Source organism: Seonamhaeicola sp. ABD4_175 (assembly GCF_056160885.1).
In genome coordinates this window covers 996,439-1,022,277 of record NZ_JBSWYC010000001.1, presented here as the reverse complement: position 1 = coordinate 1,022,277, position 25,839 = coordinate 996,439, and the positions used below count along the sequence as shown (strand labels likewise).

At 33.1% G+C, this 25,839-nt stretch carries 20 protein-coding genes; 5 read left to right on the top strand and 15 right to left on the bottom strand.

Annotation, left to right across the window (positions count from 1 at the left end; genetic code table 11):
* Positions 1-48 precede the first annotated feature (48 nt).
* The 3 genes from ACXAG4_RS04110 to ACXAG4_RS04100 form a co-directional block, all read right to left on the bottom strand.
* A complete protein-coding gene (locus tag ACXAG4_RS04110; protein ID WP_475294798.1) occupies positions 49-2,874 on the bottom strand; it encodes a TonB-dependent receptor in 2,826 nt (941 codons plus the stop codon).
* A 69-nt stretch (positions 2,875-2,943) separates the two neighbouring features.
* Positions 2,944-4,284 carry a hypothetical protein gene (locus tag ACXAG4_RS04105; protein ID WP_475294797.1) on the bottom strand — a complete coding sequence of 447 codons (1,341 nt, stop codon included), beginning with the start codon at positions 4,282-4,284 and terminating at the stop codon, positions 2,944-2,946.
* A 300-nt stretch (positions 4,285-4,584) separates the two neighbouring features.
* Positions 4,585-4,932, bottom strand: coding sequence for a carboxypeptidase-like regulatory domain-containing protein (locus ACXAG4_RS04100; protein WP_475294796.1), 348 nt, complete (start codon positions 4,930-4,932; stop codon positions 4,585-4,587).
* Between the two features lie 165 nt (positions 4,933-5,097).
* On the opposite strand from ACXAG4_RS04100, the gene dgt reads away from it, so the two are divergent.
* Entirely contained in the window at positions 5,098-6,420 is a 1,323-nt protein-coding gene (gene dgt / locus ACXAG4_RS04095; RefSeq protein ID WP_475294795.1) for a dGTP triphosphohydrolase, read from the top strand.
* 156 nt (positions 6,421-6,576) lie between these two features.
* Here the strand turns inward: dgt and ACXAG4_RS04090 are convergent, their stop codons facing one another.
* The 4 genes from ACXAG4_RS04090 to dxs form a co-directional block, all read right to left on the bottom strand.
* Entirely contained in the window at positions 6,577-6,897 is a 321-nt protein-coding gene (locus ACXAG4_RS04090) for a hypothetical protein (RefSeq protein WP_475294794.1), read from the bottom strand.
* Between the two features lie 142 nt (positions 6,898-7,039).
* A complete protein-coding gene (locus tag ACXAG4_RS04085; RefSeq protein WP_475294793.1) occupies positions 7,040-7,645 on the bottom strand; it encodes a hypothetical protein in 606 nt (201 codons plus the stop codon).
* A 99-nt stretch (positions 7,646-7,744) separates the two neighbouring features.
* Positions 7,745-7,873: a hypothetical protein gene (locus tag ACXAG4_RS04080; protein WP_475294792.1), complete on the bottom strand. Its 129-nt coding sequence runs from the start codon at positions 7,871-7,873 to the stop codon at positions 7,745-7,747.
* A gap of 49 nt (positions 7,874-7,922) precedes the next feature.
* Positions 7,923-9,680, bottom strand: coding sequence for a 1-deoxy-D-xylulose-5-phosphate synthase (dxs, locus tag ACXAG4_RS04075; protein ID WP_475294791.1), 1,758 nt, complete (start codon positions 9,678-9,680; stop codon positions 7,923-7,925).
* A 38-nt stretch (positions 9,681-9,718) separates the two neighbouring features.
* On the opposite strand from dxs, the gene ACXAG4_RS04070 reads away from it, so the two are divergent.
* On the top strand, positions 9,719-10,168 hold the full coding sequence (locus ACXAG4_RS04070) for a nucleoside deaminase (RefSeq protein WP_475294790.1): 450 nt from the start codon (positions 9,719-9,721) through the stop codon (positions 10,166-10,168).
* A 46-nt stretch (positions 10,169-10,214) separates the two neighbouring features.
* Here the strand turns inward: ACXAG4_RS04070 and ACXAG4_RS04065 are convergent, their stop codons facing one another.
* Genes ACXAG4_RS04065 through aspS form a run of 3 tightly spaced genes read right to left on the bottom strand, consistent with a single transcriptional unit; the run spans position 10,215 to position 14,040 of the window.
* Positions 10,215-10,451, bottom strand: a complete 237-nt coding sequence (locus ACXAG4_RS04065) for a hypothetical protein (protein ID WP_475294789.1) — start codon at positions 10,449-10,451, stop codon at positions 10,215-10,217.
* Position 10,452: 1 nt separating this feature from the next.
* Positions 10,453-12,240 (bottom strand): chloride channel protein, encoded by a 1,788-nt coding sequence (locus tag ACXAG4_RS04060; protein ID WP_475294788.1) that lies wholly within the window; start codon positions 12,238-12,240, stop codon positions 10,453-10,455.
* Positions 12,241-12,285: 45 nt separating this feature from the next.
* Positions 12,286-14,040, bottom strand: a complete 1,755-nt coding sequence (gene aspS, locus ACXAG4_RS04055; protein ID WP_475294787.1) for an aspartate--tRNA ligase — start codon at positions 14,038-14,040, stop codon at positions 12,286-12,288.
* A gap of 194 nt (positions 14,041-14,234) precedes the next feature.
* On the opposite strand from aspS, the gene ACXAG4_RS04050 reads away from it, so the two are divergent.
* Positions 14,235-16,844, top strand: coding sequence for a TonB-dependent receptor (locus ACXAG4_RS04050; RefSeq protein WP_475294786.1), 2,610 nt, complete (start codon positions 14,235-14,237; stop codon positions 16,842-16,844).
* 67 nt (positions 16,845-16,911) lie between these two features.
* On the opposite strand, the gene ACXAG4_RS04045 is transcribed toward ACXAG4_RS04050, so the two are convergent.
* Genes ACXAG4_RS04045 through ACXAG4_RS04030 form a run of 4 tightly spaced genes read right to left on the bottom strand, consistent with a single transcriptional unit; the run spans position 16,912 to position 23,590 of the window.
* Complete coding sequence (locus ACXAG4_RS04045; RefSeq protein ID WP_475294785.1) at positions 16,912-20,445, bottom strand: efflux RND transporter permease subunit; 3,534 nt, start codon at positions 20,443-20,445, stop codon at positions 16,912-16,914.
* A gap of 36 nt (positions 20,446-20,481) precedes the next feature.
* Positions 20,482-21,648, bottom strand: a complete 1,167-nt coding sequence (locus ACXAG4_RS04040; protein ID WP_475294784.1) for an efflux RND transporter periplasmic adaptor subunit — start codon at positions 21,646-21,648, stop codon at positions 20,482-20,484.
* Between the two features lie 6 nt (positions 21,649-21,654).
* Positions 21,655-22,980 carry a TolC family protein gene (locus tag ACXAG4_RS04035; protein ID WP_475294783.1) on the bottom strand — a complete coding sequence of 442 codons (1,326 nt, stop codon included), beginning with the start codon at positions 22,978-22,980 and terminating at the stop codon, positions 21,655-21,657.
* A gap of 4 nt (positions 22,981-22,984) precedes the next feature.
* Positions 22,985-23,590, bottom strand: a complete 606-nt coding sequence (locus tag ACXAG4_RS04030) for a TetR/AcrR family transcriptional regulator (RefSeq protein WP_475294782.1) — start codon at positions 23,588-23,590, stop codon at positions 22,985-22,987.
* Positions 23,591-23,713: 123 nt separating this feature from the next.
* Here ACXAG4_RS04030 and ACXAG4_RS04025 point away from each other — a divergent pair, with 123 nt between their 5' ends.
* Positions 23,714-24,688, top strand: a complete 975-nt coding sequence (locus tag ACXAG4_RS04025) for a polyprenyl synthetase family protein (RefSeq protein ID WP_475294781.1) — start codon at positions 23,714-23,716, stop codon at positions 24,686-24,688.
* The gene (locus ACXAG4_RS04020) at positions 24,688-25,035 is read left to right on the top strand and encodes a hypothetical protein (protein WP_475294780.1); all 348 of its coding nucleotides are present in this window, start codon (positions 24,688-24,690) and stop codon (positions 25,033-25,035) included. Before ACXAG4_RS04025 ends, ACXAG4_RS04020 begins: the two co-directional genes overlap by 1 nt.
* A 2-nt stretch (positions 25,036-25,037) precedes the next feature.
* Here ACXAG4_RS04020 and ACXAG4_RS04015 read toward each other — a convergent pair whose 3' ends face one another.
* Positions 25,038-25,538, bottom strand: a complete 501-nt coding sequence (locus ACXAG4_RS04015) for a c-type cytochrome (protein WP_475294779.1) — start codon at positions 25,536-25,538, stop codon at positions 25,038-25,040.
* Between the last annotated feature and the right edge of the window lie 301 nt (positions 25,539-25,839).

Genomic DNA, 25,839 nt, shown 5'->3' with positions numbered 1-25,839 from the left:
AAAAAGCTCCCGATTTGGGAGCTTTTTTATACCTAAAATTTAAGGCTATTAAAATTTTAATGTGTAACCTAGGGAAAATTCTGTTCCAGGTTGTCTTAAAGAAAATATTTTGTCATCTGCATTGTAAGCATCAAAAGTACTTTCTTTTTCAGCACCTAAAATATTTGTTACCTTAAGGTCAATTGAAGAGTTTTTCTTCTCTCCAAAAGATTTATTTAATGTAAAGTTTAAACTCTCAAAAGGTTGTGTGTATACATCTGGTACACCACCTAAACCTACAACTTCTAAAGTTTCACCTTGCATATTAAAGAATAAACCAGACTGTAAACCTAAGTCGTTATTAGTGTAATTTAAGCTTGTATTAATTAAGAAAGGAGCTTGACCTTGCATGTCTCTTTCTCTATCAATAGTTTGTCCTGTTCTAGCATTTGCAACACGAGAATCAAACTCACCTTGAGACATGGTTAACTCAGATTTTGTGTACGAAGCGTTTAAGCTAAATTTTAAGTTAGATAAACCTTCAGTAATGAAACCTAAATTTTGTCTAAACTCAACCTCTGCACCGTAAACATCGGCGTTACCTAAGTTACCAACTGTTAACTGTGTAGGAGCACTAGCAAAGAATGATTTTTCAATAGGGTCTTTAAACTTTTTGAAAAAACCACTTACTGCAAACATTTGACCAGCTTCACCAAAACGTTCAAACCTTAAATCGAAGTTGTTAACATACGTTGGTACAACATCAATATTACCAATAAATAATCTATCAGTAATTGGGTCATAAATTTGAGAGTATGAAGATTCTTTAAACGATGGACGCGCAGTAGTTCTGTAATAAGAACCTCTAATATTAGCCTGTTCTGTAACGGCATAAATTACGTTAGCAGATGGGAATAAATCGTGCTCGTCAATAATTTTAGTACGTAAAAAATCTTCACCAGTACTGTTGTTTCTTCCTGTGTAGTATGATGTGAAAACTTCAGCTCTTAAACCTAATATAGTTTTAATTTTTTCAGAAATATTAAACTCATTAGATATGTAAGTTGCTGCTATGTTTTGCTCACCTTCATAAGCATCACCAGGGTTAAAAATATCTGTTGAAATTAAATTAGTACCGTTTTCATTATCACGATTCCATAAGTTTTCTGGTGCTAAGAAGTTGTTTGGGTTTCCATCTGCAACAGGTTCATTGTTTTGGAAAGTCCAATCATCAATACTAAAATCTCTAAATTTATACGTATAACCACCACCAAATTTAAGTTTAGCAGGTCTTCCGCCTAAATCGTACTTTTTATTAAAATCAAATTTTGAAGCCCAGTTTTCTTCTTGTAAGAAACGCCAAATACGAATTGGGAAGGTAGCAAATGATGGTGTAATTTGAAATCTTCCATCATCAAACCTTTGTAAAGGTGTTACTTTATGGTCTTTATCGTGTACTTTAGAAAACGTAGGTGATAATTTCCATTCAAAATTCCAATCGTTAGTAGCACCAAAAGTATGGTCTCCATTAATTAATAAGTTGGTAACAGAACGCTCTGTATACGTAATAGCATCTTTTGTAATTGGCTCAAAACCTGAACCAGCAACAGCACCAGCAACAGATTGGTTAAAGAAACCACCTGCAGACTCGCCATTTTGAATGTGTAATACGTTTACTTTGTATTTTGAACGTTGTGTTTTAAACGTTAAACCAACCAAACCATTAACAAGAATGTTGTTAATACCTTCTTTACCAGTTGATAGTCTAGAGGCTTGTAACTCGTTATTAGACTTATCTAAGAAGTCGAATTGATAAGCACCGTCTACTCTGTTTTCATAAAACGTTGTGCTGTTTTTGTATGAAAATAAGGCCATGTAACCAAGTTTGTTGTCTCCAACAGTAAATTGATCACCAATAGTAAAGCCAAAATCAAAATTAGGCTTACTTGTTTCTTCTTGAGCTCTTAATTCATTATCAAAACGGCTTGTTAAAGAGTTAAGTAAAAGTTTATTATCAAAAGTACCAGGAATGTTTTGGTATCTGTGAATTGGTACAGCTCTTGTACCATCATCATAACCCCAAAAATCTGTATCACTACCAGAACCAATTAAAAAATCATCTTTACCATGCATGTCTGGGTTAAAACCAGCGCCAACAGATATTGATGCTTCAAATTTGGTAGGGAAATCTTTAGTAATAATGTCTACAACACCACCAGTAAAGTCTGCTGGGTATTCTGCTGCTGCAGATTTAACAACAACAATATTATCTAAAATATTTGTTGGGAATATATCCATTTGAATGGTATTTCTATCAGGGTCTAAACCAGGAATATCAACACCGTTTAAAGTAGATTTTGTATAGCGGTCTCCAAGACCTCTAACATACACGTATTTTCCGCCTTCTACAGATACACCAGGAACACTTTTTACTGCACTTGCTAAGTTACCTGCACCACTAGCTTTAATGGTTTGGGCAGACATGGCATCTAAAAGTGTAGCTGATTTTTTTTGAAGTGCTAAGGCAGCACTTTCAGTATTTCTTTTAACACTTGTGGTAATTACAATTTCATCTAAAGCGTTTGATGCTAAGGTTACATCTAAATCTGTTACTTGTCCAGCTTTAATAACAACACCACTAATTTCTTTAGTTTCGTAACCCACAAAAGAGAAAAGAATTGAGTAAGTACCGGCTTCTAAATCTAATTGATATTTACCATCAAAATCTGAAGTAGTACCTGTAGTAGTTCCTTTAACAAGTATGTTAGCAAATGCAAGAGGCTCATTGTTGTAGTCACCATCAATTACATTACCGGCTAAAATACCAGACTGTGCATTGGCAACGTTTAATGATCCTATTACAAATAGAATAAGAACTATTATAATATTTTTCATAAATGTGATTTATATACAACTGCTCACCTGGTGAGCAGTTGTAATTATTTTTTTAATAAAGAATTGTGATTATAGTGCTACACCGCCAGTAGAAACAGCGTAAGTCCAGCTTAATACAGCTGTATCAGCACCAACAGTTTGAGCACCATCAGTAACTTGTGTAGTCCAATCTGCAGCTCTTTCAGTAAAAGTAGGGCTAGCTATAATAGTAGGTTCAAATTCATCATTATCATCGTTATCATCATCACAAAAATTTATACAACCACCTTTTTCAACAAAAATACTGTTATCAAACCCAACAACTTCCCAGTTAGAGAATGTTAAATTACCATCTAAAAAGTTTTGAGCAACGGCGTTGTTATCTAACTCAACATCTTTACCAGAAGGGAATCCTTTAGCAAATACGTTGTTAGTAGCACCTGTAGCTTTACTTCTGTAATCTGCGTACTCACCACCAGATGTAGTTTCGTTACCAATTAAAGTTAAATCGTTAATTGTGAATTTACCATCAAAATCTGCACTTAAAGTAGCTTCAGAACCTTCTCTACCATCAATTTCTAAACCGTGATCAGAAACTTCACCTAAAACAACAACAGCGTTAGTAATAGTACCAGAGTAACCTTGGTCAATATCTAAAGCGTCATCACCTTGAGCCCAAACTAATAAGTTAGAAGCATCTACATTTCCACCAAAAAATTCAATACCGTCATCAACGTTAGCAATAACTTCAATATGGTCTAAAGTAGTACCAGCACCAACACCACCTAAAGTTAAACCGTTAATTTCGTTTCCTTCACCAATTAAAGCACCACCGTGACGGATTGATACGTATTGTAAAACACCAGAGTCATCATTAAGATCATCACCACCGTAAAGACCAAAAGTATCATCAGCAGGAATACCTTCAATTTGAGTTTCTTCTAAATCACCTTTTAAAGAACAAGGTGCATAACCAAGAATTAATAAACCACCCCATAAACCTCTGTTTGAAGCAGATAAGTTTGTACCAGCATTTTCACCTGGTTGAATGTTATCACTTTCAGAAGTAAAGATAATAGGATCACTTGCAGTACCAACAGCGTTAATTTTACCACCTCTAGCAACAATTAAAGCAGAAGCTAAAGATCCTGTACCAGCTCTACCTTTTACAATAGTACCAGCTTCAATAGTTAAAGTTGCACCAGATTCAACTACAACTTTTCTGTCTAATACATAAATTTTGTCGTTAGTCCAAGTTTCATCAAGTACAATACCACCAGCTTTAACAACAACTTCAGCGCCGCTAGAGTTACCGCCACCTTGGTTTATTATTGTAGTTTCTTCAATAACAATTGGGGTGTCATCATCTTTAAAACATCCAGTAAATACTAAAGTAGATGCAATTAAAAGTGTTAAAATTATTTTTTTCATGAGTTTTAAATTTTAGATAATTTTTTTATTCAATTAATGCCGCAAAGAAAGCTACATAATGTAAATACGGTGTTATGCCGGCATTAAAGAACAGTAATAAAAATGTTATGCAAATGTTACTAAAAACAGTATGTTTTAGTTTAAAACGAAACAATTTGTTAACATTAATTAACGCAACTTTTTGGTTTAAGTGTGTAGGTGGAATATACAACCGATAACAAGAAAAGCTAGGAATTAACTTACTTGATGGTTTGCGAAAGAGTACTTGTTGAGGGGTGAAACAAGCGTAAACAAAAAGAGTTAACCGTTGTTTGATGCGGTTTCAATAGCAGGTAAAGTAAAGGCGCCTAATGATAATTTAACTTCTGCAGGAAATTGCTCGTTCACCTCAATTATAATTTCTTCAGTTTCATAACCAGCAAAGTTGCAAATTAGTGTGTATTTACCGCTTTTTAAGTTTTCAAAAAGAAAAGCACCAGAAATATCAGAACTAACATTTAAGTTAGTACCTTTAATTGAAACATTAGCAAAAGCCAATGGTGTGTTATTCAGTTCTTTATCTAAAACTTTACCAACAATTAATCCAGTATTTTGAGCACACATAACTGCCGATGAAAATATAAATAATAAAGCTACTAAATGTTTCATTTCTAACTGCTTAAATTTTGAGATGCAAATAACCTATATTTCTTACATTTCAATGTTACCTAATTGTTAATGCTATTTCATTTTTAAGTTACCTTAATGTTAAGAAGTTTAAGATTTTATTTTTAGTTAATTTCTTTATCTTGCCAAAGCTTTAACCAAATAACTATGAACTGGGAACAATTACTCTCTTTAAAACGCTTTGGCGATACTAACAAACGCTTACGAAAAGAACAAGACCAAACACGTGTAGGTTTTGAGGTTGATTATGACCGTATTATATTTTCGCAAGAGTTTAGAAGCCTGCAAGATAAAACACAAGTAATACCACTATCTCAAACAGATTTTGTGCACACACGCTTAACACACAGTTTAGAGGTTAGCGTTGTTGGCCGTTCATTAGGGCGTAAAGTAGGGCAAAAGCTTTTAGAAAAATACCCGCACTTAAAAGAAGTACACGGTTATACAATAAACGATTTTGGTGCTATTGTTGCCGCAGCAGCTTTAGCACATGATATTGGTAATCCGCCCTTTGGGCACTCAGGTGAAAAGGCTATTGGCGAGTTTTTTAAAACCGGTAATGGGCAACAATATAAAGCGCATTTAACAAGTGAAGAGTATCAAGATTTATGTGATTTTGAAGGAAACGCCAACGGTTTCAAAATTATAACCCAAAATAATTTAAGGCTTAGTTATGCTACGCTAGGGGCGTTTATGAAATACCCTAAAACATCGTTGCCAAAAAAGCCAACCAGCCATATAGCTGATAAAAAATATGGGTTTTTTCAATCTGAAACAGCCCTTTTTCAAAATGTTGCAGAAGATTTAGGTTTGCTAAAACGAAGCGAAACTAGCATGAGTTACGCACGCCACCCACTAGCATTTTTAGTAGAAGCTGCCGATGATATTTGCTACACTATAATAGATTTTGAAGACGGTATAAACCTAGGTTTAATTGAAGAAGAATACGCCTTAGAGTACATGTCTAAAATTATAAGAAACAACATAAAACCCGAAAATTATTATAAACTATCTAGCAAACAAGAGCGCATAGGTTATTTAAGAGCTCTAGCAATTGGTACTTTAATTGATGAAGCGGCCCATATTTTTATGCAACACGAAGATGCCATTTTAAAAGGTGATTTTGATTGCGCTTTGTTAGATAAAAGCAGTTACCAAGCACAAATAAACGATATTATAAAAATAAGTGTAGATAAAATTTATCAATCTGAAGAGGTTATAAATAAAGAAATAGCCGGCTACCAAATAATAAACAAACTATTAGGCGTTTACACCAATGCGGTAAACAACAGTTTTGCTGGTAAAGCATCAAACTACGATAAGCTTATTTTAAAAGGACTGCCAAAAACTATAGATTTTACCAATGAATCTCTTTACAATAGGCTGCTAGCAGTGTGTCATTACGTGTCATTACTATCCGATAGTAAAGCAATCTTAAATTTTAAAACCATAGAGGGCGTCACTTTTTAATTGCCACAAAAAGTTAGTCATTTTTTTAAGTTAATAGTAGCAATAGGTTGGGCGTTCCCTTATCAGGGCGGGCTTTCGGCAGTCGCTACCTCCTACGTCGGTGAGCTTCAACAAATGCCTCAATCCCTAACGCGGTGTGTGTTTGGTTTTCTTGTTTTATTTTCTAAACGAACTATAACCAATTAAACTCCAAACTATAAACAAACCTAATAAACCTATTTTTGAGTAGCCAAAAAAAACATTAAACAACAGTAATAGACTAAGCAATAAAATTATAGTTTTTATTATGTTTTTTGTTTTTCCCTTGTTTTTAGACGTTGTATTATCTGTTAGTTGATTTAAAAATAGTTCGTCAGACTTTTTTAAGTAATACTGAATTTGAGACGCATTTAAACCTTCATCTTCCAATCTCTTTTTTATTTCATTTGATGAAAGACCCTTCTCTCTTAATGAAATACTATATTCTAATTTGTTCATTTTGTTTAAAATTGATAGCTTTTTCTTGAGGTTGTTTTAAACTATAGAAATCGTTTTTTTGAAAAGGTTCGTTAACGTGTTTTATATGGTTTTTTTGTGTGGTTGAGCAATAAATTATATATATTGTTGTAGATAGTTTTTATTATTCTTTGAAGTTAACAAGCCCTTTCTCTTTAGCTATTTTAAGAGTTTCTGATATTTGTTTATTCTTGTCTTTAATTCTATTTATTTTGTTAAATTGAGGTTCAGTTAATTCCATATTTATCTTAATAGGCCTATCATTTTCCTTTTGGTTAATTGTAATTTCTACTGGATATGTTTTTGCATAAAGATTCATAGAAATTTTTGAGTTTGAAATGTCAACTGGTTCTATTCTTTTTGATTCATAATTATATTTCTGAATTCTAAATCTTCTTGCATAAATTGTTTGAGTTGAAGTTATCTTCAATAAATCAGAGTTTTTGTTTCTTCTAGGTAGTTTTTTAGAATTAATGGAATAGAGTGCAAGGTCAAGAAATAAACCAATGGAATTTAATTTTTCAATCCACATATTTATGATTTCAGTGAGAAGTTCATAGAGCACTATTGTTTCTCCCGAATCCAATTCAATAACTACTTCAACCTGAATGTGTTGAAATTCACCTTTTTTATCAATGTACTTAGTGCAAACAATCTCCTCATAAATATTTTTCGAATCAGTAATTTGAGGATTATTTCTGTTTATAGTTCCATGTTTTGAAACATTCACAACGTCAGCTAAGAGTTTGAAATTCGGACATGTAGATTCTATTTGATTTCTAGATAAATTCAATTCGCTGGAAAACTGTTCTCGAAACTGAAACATAGATTAAGCACTTTTTAATCCTTGTTTGAGGTCTTCACTAAATCCTGTTTTGTTGTTACCTCTCAACTTAACATATTTGTTATATTCAGTTAATATGTTTTCAGTAAAATATTGATGAATGCTATTAAACATTTTTTGGGAAATTATCTTTACATTGTTAAACGAAGTTAGTTGAAAATTTTTACAAAATAAAGTGTTTCAATACCTCTTTTATGCTTTCGGTATCAATCCCAATCATGTTTTGCAATTCATTAACTTTACCATGCTCTATAAAATTATCAGGAACACCTAAAGTTTTAATGGTGTTTTGGTAATTGTATTCAGCAGAAAACTCTAAAATAGCACTTCCTAAGCCACCTTTAATTGTGCCATCTTCAACAGTTATAATTGTGTGGTGTTCTTTTAAAACGTTATGCAGTAAATTTTCATCTAAAGGTTTTAAAAAACGCATATCATAATGAGAAACATTTAAGCTTTCTGTGGCATCAGCAACATTTTTAGCTATAGTTCCAATACTTAAAATTGCTAAATCTTTACCCTGTTTTAACGCAATACCTTTACCAATTTCAATTTTAGAAAATGGTTGTTTCCAATTTAACGTATTACCTCTACCACGCGGATATCTTATAGCAATAGGAAATTCTAAACCCAATTGCGCCGTGTACATGATGTTGCGTAATTCAACTTCATTTCTGGGAGCAAAAATAATAAGGTTTGGTATGCATCTTAAATACGCCAAATCAAAAACGCCGTGGTGTGTAGCGCCATCTTCACCAACCAAACCAGCACGGTCTAAACAAAAAATAACTGGTAATTTTTGTAAAGCAACATCGTGAATTATTTGGTCATAAGCCCGCTGTAAAAACGTAGAGTAAATGTTGCAAAACGGAATTAAACCTTGGGTTGCCATACCAGCAGCAAGAGTTACGGCGTGTTGTTCGGCAATACCAACATCAAAAGCCCGTTCAGGAATAGCATTCATCATGTATTTAAGTGAGCTACCCGTTGGCATTGCGGGCGTTATACCAATAATCTTTTTGTTTTCTCTGGCTAATTCAACAATAGTATGTCCAAAAACATCTTGGTATTTTGGCGGTTCTTTAATGTTAGGTTTTATAATTAAATCGCCCGTTTTTGCATTAAATTTTCCTGGTGCGTGGTATTTAACTTGGTCTTTTTCAGCTTGTTTTAAACCTTTGCCTTTGGTGGTAATTATATGAAGTAATTTTGGGCCTTCAACGTGTTTTAATCGTTCTAGTTCAGATACAATTTTGTTTATGTCATGCCCGTCAATAGGTCCTGAATAGTCAAAATTTAAGGCTTCAATAATATTATTACGTTTATTAGTGCCTTTTTTAACATTGGTTAAATATTGTTTTAAAGCCCCAACGCTAGGGTCTATACCAATGGCATTATCATTTAAAATCACCAATAAATTTGCATTCGTAACACCGGCATGATTTAAACCTTCAAAAGCCATACCGCTAGCAATAGAGGCATCGCCAATTACAGCAATATGATGTTTGTTTTCGCCTTTTAATTTTGAGGCAATAGCCATACCCAATGCCGCAGAAATTGAGGTTGATGAGTGCCCAACGCCAAACGTGTCATAAACACTTTCATCACGCTTTGGAAAACCGCTAATGCCACCCAATTGTCTATTGGTTTCAAAAACCGCTTTTCTACCTGTTAAAATTTTATGGCCATAAGCTTGGTGGCCAACATCCCAAATTAATAAATCTTTGGGTGTGTTAAAAACATAATGTAGCGCAATAGTAAGTTCAACTACACCTAAACTAGCACCTAAATGGCCTTCTTTTGTTGCCACAACGTTTATTATAAACTGGCGCAACTCTTTGGCAAGGTTTGGTAAATCTGCCAATGTTAAAGCGCGTAAGTCTTTAGGTGAGTTTATATTTTCTAATAATTGTTTTTGCACACAGCAAAAGTAAAGATTGAAATTGTATTTTTGACATTATGATACAACCTTTTGATGATACTTATTTTATGAAGAAGGCCTTACAAGAAGCTGAAATAGCTTTTGAAAAAGGAGAAATACCCGTAGGCGCTGTTATTGTAATTGATGATAAGGTAATTGCACGCGGACATAATTTAACCGAAATGTTAAATGATGTTACGGCTCATGCCGAAATGCAAGCCATTACAGCAGCTGCTAATTTTTTAGGAGGTAAGTATTTGCAAAATTGCACCATGTATGTCACTTTAGAGCCATGCCAAATGTGTGCCGGTGCCTTGTATTGGAGCCAAATTTCTAGAGTAGTTTATGGTGCTAGAGATTTAGAGCGCGGTTGTATTAATTTGAATACCAAATTGCACCCTAAAACTAAAATTGAAGGCGGTGTTTTAGCTGAAGAAGCTAGCGAATTATTAAAACGTTTTTTTGTAACGAAACGTAATTTGAATTGATTTAGTTAGTCTGAACTTATTTCATGGTTTCACAAGATCTAAAAAATTAATATTTATTATCCTCTTGAGACTCGCGCATTTTATCTAAGTTTTCCTTTGTTAACATATAGTCTTTAACGTCTTTATCTTTCCAACGGTAATAAGAAAACAGCGGAAAAACACCCAAAAAAAGAACTACTACCCCAAAGCCAACAAGTTTTTGCGAATATTCTAAATTAGTTAAAAAACCTGTAGCTATTAAAGCTATAGAAATTAAAAAAAGCACAAGTGTAAGTTGTTTCATTTTAATGTGTTACGTTTAATAGTTGACGACGATAAGCACTCAGTAATTTAGATTTTGATATGTAGCCATAGTATTTACCACCTTTTATAACGGGTAAATTCCAAGCGCCAGAGGTTTTAAATTTCATCATAATATCATTCATAGAATCTTCATCATAATTAATAATACCAGCATCGGCATGCATAAGGCTTTCGGCGTTTACTTTATTATATAAATCTGTGTTAAACATCATGTGTCTAATATCATCAAGTCTAATAACACCTAAAAATTCATTATGTTCACTTACTACAGGAAAATGATTTCTAGATGATTTTGCTACCGCATTTTTAAGAATGTGTTCCAGTGTCATTTCGGGTGTTAAAATAACAAAGTTGTTTTCAATTACTTTGTCAATTTCTAACATCATTAAAACATTTTGGTCTTTATTGTGTGTTATTAATTCACCACGATTTGCTAATTTCAATGTGTAAATTGAATGTGAAACATAATATTTTGTAATGGCAAATGAAATGGTAGATACCAACATTAGGGGTACAAATAATTCATAGCCACCGGTAATTTCGGCAATTAAGAAAATAGCTGTTAGAGGAGCATGCAGTACGCCTGCCATTAAACCCGTCATGCCAAGTAATGTAAAGTTAGATTCTGATACATGAAACCCAAAACCAATGTTGTTAATTACTTTGGCAAATGCATTACCAAGTGCGCTACCCATTACCAATGTTGGAATAAAAACACCACCAACACCACCAGCACCAAAGGTAGTTGTCATTGCAATGGCTTTAAAAAGGGTAATACCAAAAAGTAGTGCAATAATAATCCAGATATTGTTTAAATCTAAATTAAAGGGTGTTTCGCCAATAGCTGCTAAGTGGTCGCCTTTTAAAAGGTTATTCATAATTCCGTAACCTTCACCATAAAGTGGCGGAATAATATAAAGCATAGTACCAATGGCTAAACCGCCAATAAGTAACCGTTTTGCTCTACTTTCAAATTGTTTGAAAAAATTAGTGATTGAAAAAAATACTTTTGAAAAATAAACAGACATAAGACCTGTAACTAAACCAAGCACAATGTAAAACAGAATATCATTAATTTGAAATTTGTCTATAAGTTCAAATCGTAATAAAACATCGGTACCTAAAAAAAAATATGATGTAACCACTGCCGAAACAGAAGCTAATAATAGTGGGATTAATGATGTGAAAGCAATATCTAAAGTAAAAATTTCAATAGCAAAAACTATAGCTGCAATAGGCGCTTTAAACATAGAAGCCATAGCGCCTGTTGCGGCACAACCAATAAGCAACATGCGTGTTTTTGCATTCATATGAAATAAACGCGCTGCATTTGATCCTAAAGCAGCACCAACGCTTACAGCAGGACCTTGCAAACCTACTGAACCACCAAAACCAACCGTAAGCGGCGCGGTAATTAAACCTGCATAAATATTATATCTTGGAATAATACCATTAAGTTTTGAAATGGCATGTAGTGTTGTTGATATGCCGTGGCCAATATGCTTTTTTAACCAAGTTTGTTTTATAATATAAACCAATAAAAGTCCAATTATTGGCAGTATAAAATACAGTGAACTTTGGTAATCTTTAAAAATATATAAGTTGAAAAAATACCTAATATAATGTGTTAGGTTTTTTAAAACTACGGTGCCCATACCTGCCAAAAAGCCAACTAAAATACTAAGCATGTAAATAAACTGGCGTTCAGAAACATGTTTGTATCTCCAAATTAAAAATTTTCGTAAAAGGCTTTTAGCGTTTAAAGGCATTTTTAAAATTACTAAAAAATCCTGCGCAAAGCAGGATTTTTTTTATTATGATTTTATATTAAGTTTTAAGCTTAATTCTTCTAGTTGTTCATCATCAATTGGTGCAGGAGCATCTATCATTACATCTCTACCAGAGTTATTTTTAGGGAATGCAATAAAATCTCTAATAGTTTCTTGTCCGCCTAAAATAGCAACTAATCTATCTAAACCAAAGGCTAAACCACCGTGTGGAGGTGCTCCGTATTGAAAGGCATCCATTAAAAAGCCAAATTGTGCTTTAGCTTCTTCTTCGGTAAATCCTAAATAATCAAACATTAATGCTTGGGTTGCTTTATCATGAATTCTTATAGAGCCACCACCAATTTCGTTTCCGTTTAAAACTAAATCGTAAGCATTGGCTTTAACCGCTCCTGGATCTGTTTTCAACAATTCAATTTGTTCTGGTTTGGGTGATGTAAATGGGTGGTGCATAGCATGGTAGCGTTCTGTTTCTTCATCCCATTCTAATAACGGAAAATCCATTACCCATAGTGGTGCAAATTCGTTTGGTTTACGTAATCCTAAACGCTCAGCTAATTCCATGCGTAATGCGCTTAGTTGCGCACGTACTTTATTAGTGTTTCCTGAAAGTACACAAATTAAATCACCAGCTTTGGCTCCAGTGGCTTCAGCCCATTTGGCTAAATCGTCTTGGTTGTAGAATTTATCAACAGATGATTTGAACGTGCCATCATCATTACATCTACAATACACCATACCTAAAGCACCTATTTGCGGACGCTTTACCCAATCTATTAATTTATCAATTTCTTTACGGGTATAACTGTTTCCTCCAGGTACTGCAATACCAACAACTAATTCAGCATTGTTAAATACATTAAAATCTTTATGTTTAGCAACGTCGTTTAATTCTCCAAATTCCATTCCAAACCTAATGTCTGGTTTGTCGTTTCCGTATAAACGCATGGCGTCATCGTATTGTATTCTTGGGAATTTATCAACTTCAACACCGTTAATTTCTTTAAGTAAGTGGCGTGTTAAACCTTCAAAAGCATTTAAAATATCTTCTTGCTCAATAAAGGCCATTTCACAATCTATTTGTGTGAATTCTGGTTGTCTATCAGCTCTTAAATCTTCGTCTCTAAAACATTTTACAATTTGAAAATATTTATCCATACCGCCAACCATAAGCAATTGCTTAAAAGTTTGAGGAGATTGTGGTAAGGCGTAAAATTCACCTTCATTCATGCGTGATGGTACCACAAAATCGCGTGCACCTTCAGGTGTAGATTTTATTAAATAAGGTGTTTCAACCTCAATAAACCCTTGGTTAGATAAGTAATTTCTAACTTCTTGGGTTACTTTGTGCCTAAATATTAAACTGTTTTTTACAGGATTTCTTCTAATGTCTAGGTAGCGGTATTTCATGCGTAATTCTTCACCACCGTCAGTTTCATCTTCAATAGTAAAAGGTGGTAAAATAGCTGTGTTTAGAATGTTTAATTCTGAAACTAAAATTTCAATATCACCAGTAGGTATATTGGCGTTTTTTGATGCGCGCTCAACAACAATTCCTTTGGCTTGAATTACAAATTCTCTGCCTAAGTTTTGTGCTTTTTCTATTAATTCTTTTGAGGTGCGTTCTTCATCAAAAACTAATTGGGTAATACCGTAACGGTCTCTTAAATCTACCCATACAATAAAACCTTTGTCTCTAGATTTTTGTACCCAACCAGCTAGGGTTACTTCTTTATTTATGTGTTCAGCTCTTAATTGGCCGCAGTTATGACTTCTATACATTGCTAAAAAATTGAAATGCAAATTTAATATTAAAATTTCTATATAACAGATTGCTTTTTAACTAAATGCTTATAATTCTCAAAAAGAAATTGTATTGATGTATGTTTAAAAAAAACAACTAAACATTGATAGTAATAAAAAAAAATAACTATTTTGCTATTAAGTTTGTATTAATTAACCAAAAATGAAATATTATGATTAAAAAAATTAATGCTTTTATTTTTTTCTTAATGGCAACACATGTTGCGTTAGCTCAATCTGAAATAAAAGGAAAAGTTAGTGATGATACTGGTCCTGTACCGGGAGTGTCTGTTATTGTTAAAGGTACTAACACAGGAACAACATCAGATTTTGATGGTAATTATATTATTAAATGTAACATAGGAGACGTTTTAGTGTTTTCTTATGTGGGTTATGAAACTCAAGAAGTTACTGTTTCAGGCAGTACTGTAAATGTTACACTACAGTCTGGTGTAGCGTTAGATGCTGTTGTTTTGGTAGGTAATAGAGCTAAGCCAAGAACAATACTAGATTCTCCGGTACCAATAGATAATATTGGAGCTGATGAGCTTACAAATACAGGGCAACCTACTATAGATAAAATGTTAACATATAAAGTGCCTTCATTTAACTCAACAAACCAAACAGTTTCAGACGCAACAGCACATTTTGATCCTGCAGATTTAAGAGGTTTAGGGCCAAGTAGAACATTAGTTTTGGTTAATGGTAAAAGAAAAAACCAAAGTGCTTTGGTTTACATAAATGATACGCCAGGAAAAGGAGAAGTAGGTGTAGATTTAAAAAGTATTCCTGCAGCAGCCATTGAAAGAATTGAGGTTTTAAGAGATGGAGCTTCTGCGCAATATGGTTCAGATGCCATTGCGGGTGTAATTAATATGGTGTTAAAGAAAGGAGTAGACTACACAACTGTAAATGCTAAATCTGGCATTACCACTGAAGGCGATGGTTTTAATTTTGGTGTAGATTTAAATACCGCTATAAACGGTGATAATGGAGAGTTTTTTAATATTACTGTAGGCTACTATGAGCAAGAAGAAACTAACAGAGCAGGAACACCTGGTGAAGATAATTTGTTTGGAGTGCCTGCTAACGATCCTACTTGGGGCCAATGGTTATCTGAAAATCCAGATTTAGGTATGACAGTAGGACAGCCTGAACTGAAAAAATTTGACGTGTTTTTAAACAGTGAGTTACCTTTTAACAATGGAAAAGGTGAGTTTTATACTTTTGGAGGCCTAACTTATAGAAAAGGAAAAAGTTTCGCATTATACAGAACCCCGTATTGGGTGCAAGACCCTCATAATTTGCTTCATGAGGCAGGAACAGAATATCAAGGATTTCAACCAACTTTTGAAACAGATATTAGAGATAATAATATGACTGCAGGTATAAGAAGTGAGTTGTTTGGTTTTAATATGGATATAAGTGGAACGTTTGGAAGAAACGCTGTAGATTATGAAGTTAATAATAGTTTAAACCCAGATTTAGGAGCTAATAGCCCAACTTCTTTTGATGTAGGAGCTTATACTTTTAGCACTACTTTAGCTAATTTAGATTTTTCAAGAAGTTTTGGTGCAGTTAATTTAGCATTTGGAGCAGAAGTTAGAGGGGAACGTTTTACGGCTAAAGCTGGTCAATCTGAATCTTATTTTGGCGGAGGCGCACAATCGTTTCCAGGGCTACAACCATCAAATGAGGTAAGAGCTACAAGAGATAATTTTGGTGTTTATGGTGATGTAGAGTGGGATGTGTCTGAGGCATTTTTAATTGGAGCTGCTTTAAGGTATGAAGATTTTAGTGATTTTGGTGATAACACCTCTTGGAAAGTAAATGCAAGATATTTATTAGGAGATAAAGGTGCTGTTAGGGGTTCATACAGTACTGGTTTTAGAGCACCTTCACTTCATCAAATTTATTTAAGTAATATTCAGACCTTAGTTTCAGGCGGAACAATTTCTAATCAAGGAACCTTTAATAATGTAGATCCTGTTATTAGAGAAGGTTTAGGAGTACCACAATTAACAGCTGAAACATCTAAAAATATTTCTGCAGGTATAACGTATAAGTTTGATAGTAATTTTTCAGCATCAGTAGATTTTTATAACGTAAAAGTTGATGATCGTGTTTTATTTACTGGTGAAATTGGATTTGATTCCAATACAGGAACCACAAACCCTGTAGAGCAAGTGTTGCTAGATAATTCTATTACCAGTTTAAAATTCTTTGTAAATGCAGTAAATACATCTACTACAGGAGTAGATGTAGTACTTAACTATAATAACATTGAACTAGGAAATGGTTTTTTAGAAGCTACACTTTCTGCAAATTTTAACGAAACAAAAATTGAAGGAGATATAGAAACGCCTGCTTTATTAGCAGCAAATGGCTATGAAATATTTAACAGAAAAGAACAATCTAGAATAATTTCAGCAAGACCAAAATCTAAAATTTTATTAGGTTTTAATTATGAGTTAAATAAATGGAACTTTATGTTGAATAACACTTATTTTGGTGAGGTAACGTGGCAACATGCTACAGATATAGATAAAGATCAAACATTTGCAGGAAAGGTAATTACAGATTTAGGTGTTAATTACACTTTTAGTGAAAAGTTATCGGCAAATATTACTGCAAATAATTTATTAGATGTTTACCCTGATGAAATTGATACAAAAGGTGATGTTGTTACAGATTTGGGTGGACGTTTTAGATACCCATGGGAAGTAAACCAATTTGGCTTTAATGGAACAACAATTAATGCTGGTTTAACTTTTAAGTTTTAGTTAATATTATTTCAAAAAAAAAGCGGTGTATTTTACACCGCTTTTTTTGTTTTTAAGTATGAGCTAATTAAGCATCTTCAAGTCTTTTATCCATATTAAACACGTGTTTTTCTGTGTTTAAATCTTCAAATACTCTGTCTTTGTATAACCACATTTTAAATTTAGTTACTAAGTAAAATAAAATTGGCACAACAATAAGGGTTAAAAATGTTGCTACAAATAATCCATAAATAACGGTCCAAGCTAATGGCCCCCAGAAAATAACATTATCACCACCCATGTAAATATGCGGATTAAATTCACTAAACAATGTAAAGAAGTTTATGTTTAAACCAGTAGCTAATGGTATAAGCCCTAAAATAGTGGTAATAGCCGTTAATAATACAGGGCGTAAACGCGCTTTACCGCCTTTAACAATAGCTTCTAAAAGTTCGTTGTTAGGTATGTATGCGTTTTCTTCTAAATCATGCGCTACCTTTTTTCTATCAATTAAAAGTTGTGTATAATCTAGTAAAACAACACCGTTATTTACAACAATACCGGCTAATGATATAATACCCATCATGGTCATCATAATTACAAATGAGCTTCCTGTAGCAACAATACCACCAAATACACCAATTAAACTTAAAAATATGGCTAGCATAATAATACCCGGTTTTGAGATGGAGTTAAACTGAAATATTAATATGAAGAATATTAAACCAAGCCCTGTGAAAAATGCACCCATTAAAAAGGCCATTTGTTTATTTTGTTCTTCAATTTGCCCAGTGTAATCTATTTTAACGTCATCAGGTTTTTCAGTAAAACCATCCATTTCATCTTGTATTTTTGAAACAATGGCAGCAGCATCAGTATAACCAGGAGCTAATGCCGAATAAAGCGTTACAACGCGCTTAACATCTTTATGCTTAATGGCGCTAAAACCAGAGCTATTGCTTTGTTTAGCTACGGTTGAAACGGGTATTTCTTTAATCTGGCCAGAAGCCATGTCTCTAAACGTTATTTTCTGATTAAAAAGCGCGCTGGTGTTATAACGGTTTTCTTCATTAAAACGCACGTAAATATCATAATCTTCACCGTCTTTTTTGTAAATGCCTGCTTTGGCACCAAAGATAGAATTACGTAATTGTTGGCCTACTTGTCCGGCATTTACACCTAATTCACCTGCTTTTTTTCTGTCAATGGTTACTTGCATTGATGGTTTAGATTTGTTTACATCAATTTTAAGCTCATCAATACCTTGAATATTTTTAGTGTTGATGAAATCGCGCATTTTTTCGGCAGTTGTAATTAATTCTGCATAATCTTCGCCTTCAAGCTCAACGTTTATGGGGTAACCAGCAGGCGGACCAACTGCATCTTTTTCAACAGAAATAGCAACACCCGGATAAATATCTTTTAAGTTTTCTTGTACTTTTTTAAGCAGCACATTACTATCTGCGCCATCTCTAAATTTGTACTCGCGCATGGTAGCTGTAATTTTACCACGGTGAGGCATTTCGGCTTGCGAACCACCATCGGTTTGTGGGTTTCCAGCACCTTCGCCAACTTGTGATACAGCACTTTCAGTTAAAAAATTAAAATCGCCATTCATATAAGCATCTTGGTTTATAATTGCATAAACACGTTGCTCTATTTCTTTTGTAATAGCGTTAGTTTTTTTAATATCGGTACCTTCAGGATATTCAATATAAACTATAATTTGGTTTGGTGTATTGTCAGGGAAAAACTCAACTTTTGTACGTTGACTTCCTACAGAAGCTCCAAAACCCATAAAGGCAATAATTAACAGTACAAATGTGCCAACAGCTATAATTACAGGTTTTTTTCCGCTTAAGGCAAAACGTAATGATTTTTCATACCAACGTTCCCAAACCGGTAGTATTTTATTTTGAAATGCATTTGCCCAATTTCTTAATAACAAACGGTAAAACCATAGCATAATTACGGTAACAATCATTAAAGTGCCAAGGCCACGGTATGCACCGCCAAAAATTAATATTAGTAAGCCAATGCCGCCAACAATGGCTGATATTTTTATGATATTTTTTAGCGGCATGTCTTTATCTTCTGTTGTCATGAATTCAGATACCATAACCGAGTTGAAAAAGATGGCAACAAATAATGACGAGCCTAAAACAACAGATAATGTTATGGGGAAATATATCATGAATTGTCCCATAACACCCGGCCATAAGCCTAACGGAATAAATGCTGCCACGGTTGTTGCTGTTGAAATAATGATAGGAAATGCTATTTCGCCAATACCTTTTTTGGCGGCTTCAACTCTGCCCATACCTTCTTCATCCATTAAACGGTATACGTTTTCAACAACTACAATACCATTATCTACTAGCATACCTAAGCCCATAATTAAACCAAATAATATCATGGTATTCATGGTGTAGCCAAACATATTCAAAATCATTAAAGACATGAACATAGACATTGGTATTGCAAAACCAACAAATAGTGCGTTTTTAAAGCCTAAAAAGAACATTAAAACGGTTACAACCAGTATAATACCAAATATGATGTTGTTTACTAAATCATCAACTTGACCAATGGTTTTTGATGATTGATCGTTAGCAATGGTTACGGTTAAATCTGGTGGGAATACGTTTTCAATGGCATCATCAACTATAACACGAATTTTTTCGGCGGCATCTACCATGTTTTCACCGGCACGTTTTTTAACATCTAGCATTACAACTTCATGACCAAACTCGCGGGCGTAAGTGGTTTTGTCTTCGTCTTTAAAACTTACTTTAGCTACATCTTTTAGGTAAATAGCGTTGTTGTTTTCAGATTTTACAACAAAGTTTTCTAATTCGCTTGGGTTTTCAATTTCACCAATAATTCTAATGGTTCTGCGCTGGCCACTGCTAATTAAGTTACCGGCAGACATGGTTACGTTTTCTCTGTTAATGGTGTTTATTATATCATCAAAGCTTACTTGTGCTGCCATCATTTTGTAAATATCAACAGCTACTTCAACTTCTTTTTCTTGTGCCCCACGAATATCAACTTGTTTAATTTCTAGTAAACTTTCAATTTCGTCTTCTAAATACTCGCCAAATTCTTTTAGTTTACCAACAGGGTAATCTCCAGAAATGTTAATATTTAAAATGGGTATTTCTTCAGACATACTTAAATCGAACACATTGGGCTCTACCTTAGCGCCGTTAAATGTTGGCCAATCTTCGCCTGCAGTTTCAGAATCTACCTCGTCTTTTACCTTTTGTTTTGCTGCTTCAACACTTATTTTTTCATCAAATTCAACTACAACTATTGAGTAATCTTCCTGTGATGTTGAGGTTATTTCAATAACATTACTAACAGTTTTTAGCTTATCTTCAATAGGGTCTGTTATTAGTTTTTCAATATCTTCGGCAGTATTTCCAGGGTATATAGAACTAATGTATATTTTAGTTTCTTTAATTTCAGGGAAATTTTCTCTAGGCATGCTAAAGTATGCGCTTGCACCTAAAAATAGAATGAGTGCAATTAAAACATACATGGTTGTTTTGTTGTTTATAGCCCAAGATGATAACCCAAATTCTTTATCTACTTGTTTGTTGTTTTTCTTTTTTGTCATTGGTCTATGGTTTTTAGACGTTTTTTGAATTTAGGCTTAAATAGATAGAATTTTTACATCCTGCCCGTCTTTTACACTTCTTGCGCCTTCATCAATAATTTCATCGCCGCTTTTTAAGCCAGAAAGTACTTCAATATTATCACCTTGTGTTTTGCCGGTTTTAATTATTACACGTTTTGCTTTTGCCATAGCATCTTTTTTATCTGAAATAATGTAAACGTATTGTTCGCCTTCAGCGTTTTCAGAAATAATACTTTGTTTAATTAAAATGGCGTTTTCGCTGGTGTAATCATTCACCTTTAATTTTGCAGTAAGGTTGGGTTTTATGTTGTTGTCTTTGTTTTTTATGGCAACTTCAGCTTTAAAAGTTCGGTTAGCGGGATTGATAAAATTTCCTGCTTGACGAATTTTAGCATCAATGGTTGTGCCTAAAATAGGAAACTCTACTTCTACATTTTTACCAGGCACAACGTTTGAAATGTAGCGTTCTGGCACATCAGTTTCAATATACATATCTTGTAGGTTTACAATTCTGAAAAGCATTGACTGCCCTGGGGCTACAACGGTACCTTCTTCAGTAATTACATCATCAATTGTGCCTGTAAAAGGTGCTCTAACTAGTGTTTTGCCTACTTGTTGCTGTAGTTGGCTAACGGCTTGTTCTTGCGCTTCGAAAGCCGATTTTGCTTGTAAATATTGAATTTCACTACCTATTTTTTGATTCCAAAGTCTTTCTTGTCGCTCAAAGGTAGTTTTGGCTAAATCTGTTTGAATTTTTAATTGGGCTAATTGTTGGCTTAAGCCGCCATCGTCAATTTTAGCTAATATTTGCCCTTTGCTAACTTTTTGTCCGTCTTTTACGTATACTTTGGTAAGTAATCCAGAATATTCAGGGTAAATAACCACGTTTTGTTTTGTGCTAACGTTGCCTTGTAATTCAACAAAGTGGTTAAAAACGGTTTCTTTTGCTGTAAAGGTTGTTATTAACGGTAATTTTTCTAACGGATCTAAAACTTTAATTTCTTTTTCAAGTTGTTTTAATTGCGCCGAAATTTCTTGAGCAGCAGCATCAAGTTCGTTTTTCTTTTTTCTTATAAGTTCTAAGTTTTTTGAAGCAATAACATCTTCAACAGATTGTTTTTTATCTCCACCACAAGATGTTAATATTATGGCGCTAAATACGGTTAAATAAATATATTTCATGATGGGTTATTGTTTTAGGTTTAATAAGTTTTTTAGTGTTGCTTTTTTGTTAATTACATCAATAATAGCTTGTAAGTACTCTTGTTGGCTAGCGTAAAGCTGCGTTTGTGCTTGTCTTAAATCAAAGCTACTAGCAATACCTTCTTTGTATTTTATGGTGTTTTTGCGTTCTATTTTTTCGGCAAGCTTTAGGTTTTTTTGTTTGTTGTTATAGGTGTCTATAGCTAATTGGTAATCGTTTTTTGCATTTTTAAATTCAATAGCCAATTGGTTTTCAGTATCAATTAAATTGTTTTTGGCTATATCCCATTGAATTTTTGCGCGTTCTCTTCGGGCTTTACCTCCAAACGATGTGAAAATTGGCACTGTTAGCGTTACACCACCGGCGGTTGTAAATAACCATTCTTGCTCTGGTTTAAAGTAGTTTGAAAATGAATTGCTGTAACCTAAATAATTGGAAGTAACATAGGCGTTTAGCTTTGGTAGTTGTTCAGATTTTTCTAGTTTATACTCTAATCGTTTACTTTCTACATCATTTAAAGCTATTTTATAATCAATATTATTGCTTACTTGGTGCGTATCACTAATTAAGTTTAATGCTATATTTTCTATTACTAAATTATCTAAAGTATCTGTAAGTGATATTGTTTCGTTTTGGTTAATACCTAATAATATTTTTAAATAACCTTTTGAAATATCAAACAAAGTTTCTAAACTTCGTAGGTTGTTTTCTAAGCTAGATAGGGTTAGTTGTAGTTGTTCAATATCTTCTTCTTCGGTTAAACCATTTTCAAATATTTTTTGAGTTTCGTTTAAGTTTTCAGTTAAAACATTGATGTTGTTTTTGGTAATAACAATACTCTCTTTAGTTAGTAAAGCGTTGTTGTAAGCACTAACTACATTGTTTTCTATAGTGTTTATGGTTTTGTTTTTAGCATTTTTTGATATTTCTAAAAATACTTTGTTAGATTGTAAACCAACAATGTAGCCGCCATCAAAAAGTAACTGGTTTAAAGTGATGCTTGGTGTTACATTATGCTTTGGAAATAGAAACCTAAAAGGATCATCTTCAGGTAAGCTATTAATATCAAAAGGAGTTTTTATGTTAATAGAATAATCTACTTTACCATTAATTTGAGGTAAACCGCGTGCGGTAGTTTCCCAAACTTGTTGTTTAGCTGCTAAAACATCAAGTTCAGCATTTTTAATGGTTCGGTTGTTTTCTAAAGCATAATTTATGGCTTCTTGCAAAGAAAAACTATGTTTGTTTTCTTGGGCAAAAACGCCATATGCACATAGAAAACTAAAAAATATTACGAACTGGTTTTTCATGTTTTTATGATTGATTTGACTTTATGTATTTGTTTAATATTTCAAAACCTTTGCTTGTAACAATGGCTCTTAAGTGGTACTCTAAATAGCTTTCAATAAGGTACTCCATGTCATATTCTGTTGAAGGAAAAAGCGTTTCGTCTTTTATACCCATCATACCGTTGTAGTACATTCTTGCAATAAAATCTATGTTAATGCTATCTCTAAATAATCCTGTTTTTACACCTTTTTCAAGGCTGTTTTTTACAGAGCCAAACATTTTGTTAAACTGTTTAACTTTTAACTGATTAAAAATATTAACATAGTATTTTTTTAATTGGTATTGTGGTGAAGTTTTTTCGTTTTTTAAATGCTGTAAAACAAATAATTTAATATCGTATAGCTCTTCAATTGGGTTGGCCGATGTGTTATAAATACCATCAATACCTTGGCAAATATTTTCAAACACCGAAAACGTTACGGCTTCAACCAATCTGGTTTTATTGGCAAAATGTACGTAAATGGTTTTTTTTGATATGCCCATTTCATTAGCAATATCATCCATTGTAACGCTTTTAAAACCAAGTGTTAAAAACAAATTTGTGGCTTTATCTATAATTTTTTCTCTCATAAGTGGCGCAAAAATACTTTAGGAAACTTAAAAAACAAAAAAAGTTTCCTAAGTTTTACTTTTTTTTAACACTAACTTTACCTTAAGTGTATTTAATACGGCTAATTAATTTATTTTTGTTGCATGTTATCAATAGAAAAATACCAAGAAGCTTTTTTAAATTATTTAAAATCGAATAGTTTTGAAAAGCAACCTGCAGGTTTATACAATCCGGTAAACTATATTTTAGGGTTGGGCGGTAAACGCTTAAGACCCGTTTTAACGCTTATGTGTACCGATATTTTTAATGGCAATTACCATAAAGCTTTAAAAGCTGCTATGGCTGTTGAGGTGTTTCATAATTTCACACTAGTGCATGATGATATTATGGATGATGCGCCTTTACGAAGAGGTAAAGTAACCGTACATGAAAAATGGAATATAAATACTGGTATTTTGTCTGGTGATGCTATGCTAATTTTAGCTTACCAGCTTTTTGAAGGTTATGATGATGGTACTTTTAAAGCACTTACAAAATTATTTAGCAAAACCGCATTGCAAGTTTGCGAAGGCCAGCAATATGATGTAGATTTTGAAACGAGAAACGATGTAACCATTGCAGAATATTTAACAATGATTGAATATAAAACGGCGGTATTAGTGGCAGCTGCAATGCAAATGGGAGCAATTATTGCTAAAGCAGATGTTAAGAACCAACAAAGTATTTATAAGTTTGGCCAAAATTTGGGTATTGCGTTTCAGTTACAAGATGATTATTTAGATGCCTTTGGAAACCCAGAAACCTTTGGCAAACAAGTTGGAGGTGATATTATTGAAAACAAAAAAACCTATTTGTATTTAAAAGCTTTAGAGTTTGCCGATGCTAATGAAAAACAAAGGCTCATTCAATTATTTAACACCGAAACCACAAAAACCGAAGAAAAAATATTTGTTGTTAAAGAGTTGTTTAAATCTACTGGAGCAGCCAAAGCAACGCTTCAAGCAGTAGAAAATTACACCAATAAAGCTTTTGAAGTTTTAGAAACGTTAAACATTTCAGAAGAAAAAAAACAACTACTAAAAACTTTTGGTAACAACCTAATGCGCCGTAACGTGTAATGCAACTGCCAACATCATTTGATAATTTAATAGAAGAAGCTCATAGCTTAAATTTGTACAAAAATCTTATAAATCAGCTTAATAAAGATTTTTTATATGCTAATATAGATTTAGATTTTCATGAAGATATCTTGCCTTCAAGTTTAAAAATTATGTTGCATGAAACTGTTTACAAACTAATACAAGAAAAATTTGCCGATTACCTAAATCTACTTTATATAGTTGATGTATCTGAAAAAGCCGTGAAAGCTTTACAAGGTGATGATGTTGTAAAACTAGCCGAAGATGTAGCGTTTCTAATTCTAAAACGCGAATGGCAAAAAGTGTGGTTTCGTAATAAGTATTAAAATTACAGCGTTCTAAAATATTCTAAAATGGCTCTGGCATCAGCTTCGGTTACATCTTGCTTTGGCATAATAGTACCTTCAAACTCATTAAATAACGCTTTTGCAAGTGTGTCTTTTTCAATCATTTCAATAGGGTTAAGCAAAAAGTTCATAACCCATTCTGGTGAGCGTCGTTTTAAAACATCTTTTGGTGCCGGACCAATAAACTTTTTGTCAATTCTATGGCAAGCGGCACAAAGCTTTTTAAAACGCTCTTTGCCATGTGCAGCCATGGTTTGGTCTATATTATTTTGAAGTGTAACATTGCTAACAGGCCCTATACCTTTGTTGTTTAAATGTACTTGTTTTGATGGTGGTAAACCAACGTCTTCTTTCTTAATATTAGCATTGGTAGTTTCAGTTTTTTTTTCTTGGTAGCTAAAACCGTTTTTTTCTTGTTGGTTCTCTTTACAAGCTAAAAAGGTTAAGCAAATAAAAAAAAGTATTTTAAGTGAAGATTTCATAAGCTACTTGCTGGTTTTCTAGCAAATTTAAAAACATAAAAAACTAAAAATTATGATAAATGTCAATTTAAAATGTTAGAAGACTGTTAAAGGATAGTTTGTTCTATTTGTTAAAATTTAAAATTATTATTGCGTAATTTGTCAATTCTCTTGGTAAATATGTAATTTTTACTAAAAACCATTGAAAAAGATTGAATAATTAACAATTTATAGGATGTAATTGTTAAAAGTAGTTGTATAGCTTTTAAATATTTTAAAAGAAAGACTTAATTTTTATAAAAGTTGTATTTTTGATGAATGT

Excerpts from the sequence above, each read along its gene's own strand:
- ACXAG4_RS04110 (WP_475294798.1), bottom strand. The coding sequence starts at position 2,874 with ATGAAAAATATTATAATAGTTCTTATTCTATTTGTAATAGGATCATTA.
- ACXAG4_RS04105 (WP_475294797.1), bottom strand. The coding sequence starts at position 4,284 with ATGAAAAAAATAATTTTAACACTTTTAATTGCATCTACTTTAGTATTT.
- ACXAG4_RS04100 (WP_475294796.1), bottom strand. The coding sequence starts at position 4,932 with ATGAAACATTTAGTAGCTTTATTATTTATATTTTCATCGGCAGTTATG.
- dgt (WP_475294795.1), top strand. The coding sequence starts at position 5,098 with ATGAACTGGGAACAATTACTCTCTTTAAAACGCTTTGGCGATACTAAC.
- ACXAG4_RS04090 (WP_475294794.1), bottom strand. The coding sequence starts at position 6,897 with ATGAACAAATTAGAATATAGTATTTCATTAAGAGAGAAGGGTCTTTCA.
- ACXAG4_RS04080 (WP_475294792.1), bottom strand. The coding sequence starts at position 7,873 with ATGTTTAATAGCATTCATCAATATTTTACTGAAAACATATTAACTGAA.
- ACXAG4_RS04070 (WP_475294790.1), top strand. The coding sequence starts at position 9,719 with ATGATACAACCTTTTGATGATACTTATTTTATGAAGAAGGCCTTACAA.
- ACXAG4_RS04065 (WP_475294789.1), bottom strand. The coding sequence starts at position 10,451 with ATGAAACAACTTACACTTGTGCTTTTTTTAATTTCTATAGCTTTAATA.
- ACXAG4_RS04060 (WP_475294788.1), bottom strand. The coding sequence starts at position 12,240 with ATGCCTTTAAACGCTAAAAGCCTTTTACGAAAATTTTTAATTTGGAGA.
- aspS (WP_475294787.1), bottom strand. The coding sequence starts at position 14,040 with ATGTATAGAAGTCATAACTGCGGCCAATTAAGAGCTGAACACATAAAT.
- ACXAG4_RS04050 (WP_475294786.1), top strand. The coding sequence starts at position 14,235 with ATGATTAAAAAAATTAATGCTTTTATTTTTTTCTTAATGGCAACACAT.
- ACXAG4_RS04045 (WP_475294785.1), bottom strand. The coding sequence starts at position 20,445 with ATGACAAAAAAGAAAAACAACAAACAAGTAGATAAAGAATTTGGGTTA.
- ACXAG4_RS04040 (WP_475294784.1), bottom strand. The coding sequence starts at position 21,648 with ATGAAATATATTTATTTAACCGTATTTAGCGCCATAATATTAACATCT.
- ACXAG4_RS04035 (WP_475294783.1), bottom strand. The coding sequence starts at position 22,980 with ATGAAAAACCAGTTCGTAATATTTTTTAGTTTTCTATGTGCATATGGC.
- ACXAG4_RS04030 (WP_475294782.1), bottom strand. The coding sequence starts at position 23,590 with ATGAGAGAAAAAATTATAGATAAAGCCACAAATTTGTTTTTAACACTT.
- ACXAG4_RS04025 (WP_475294781.1), top strand. The coding sequence starts at position 23,714 with ATGTTATCAATAGAAAAATACCAAGAAGCTTTTTTAAATTATTTAAAA.
- ACXAG4_RS04020 (WP_475294780.1), top strand. The coding sequence starts at position 24,688 with ATGCAACTGCCAACATCATTTGATAATTTAATAGAAGAAGCTCATAGC.
- ACXAG4_RS04015 (WP_475294779.1), bottom strand. The coding sequence starts at position 25,538 with ATGAAATCTTCACTTAAAATACTTTTTTTTATTTGCTTAACCTTTTTA.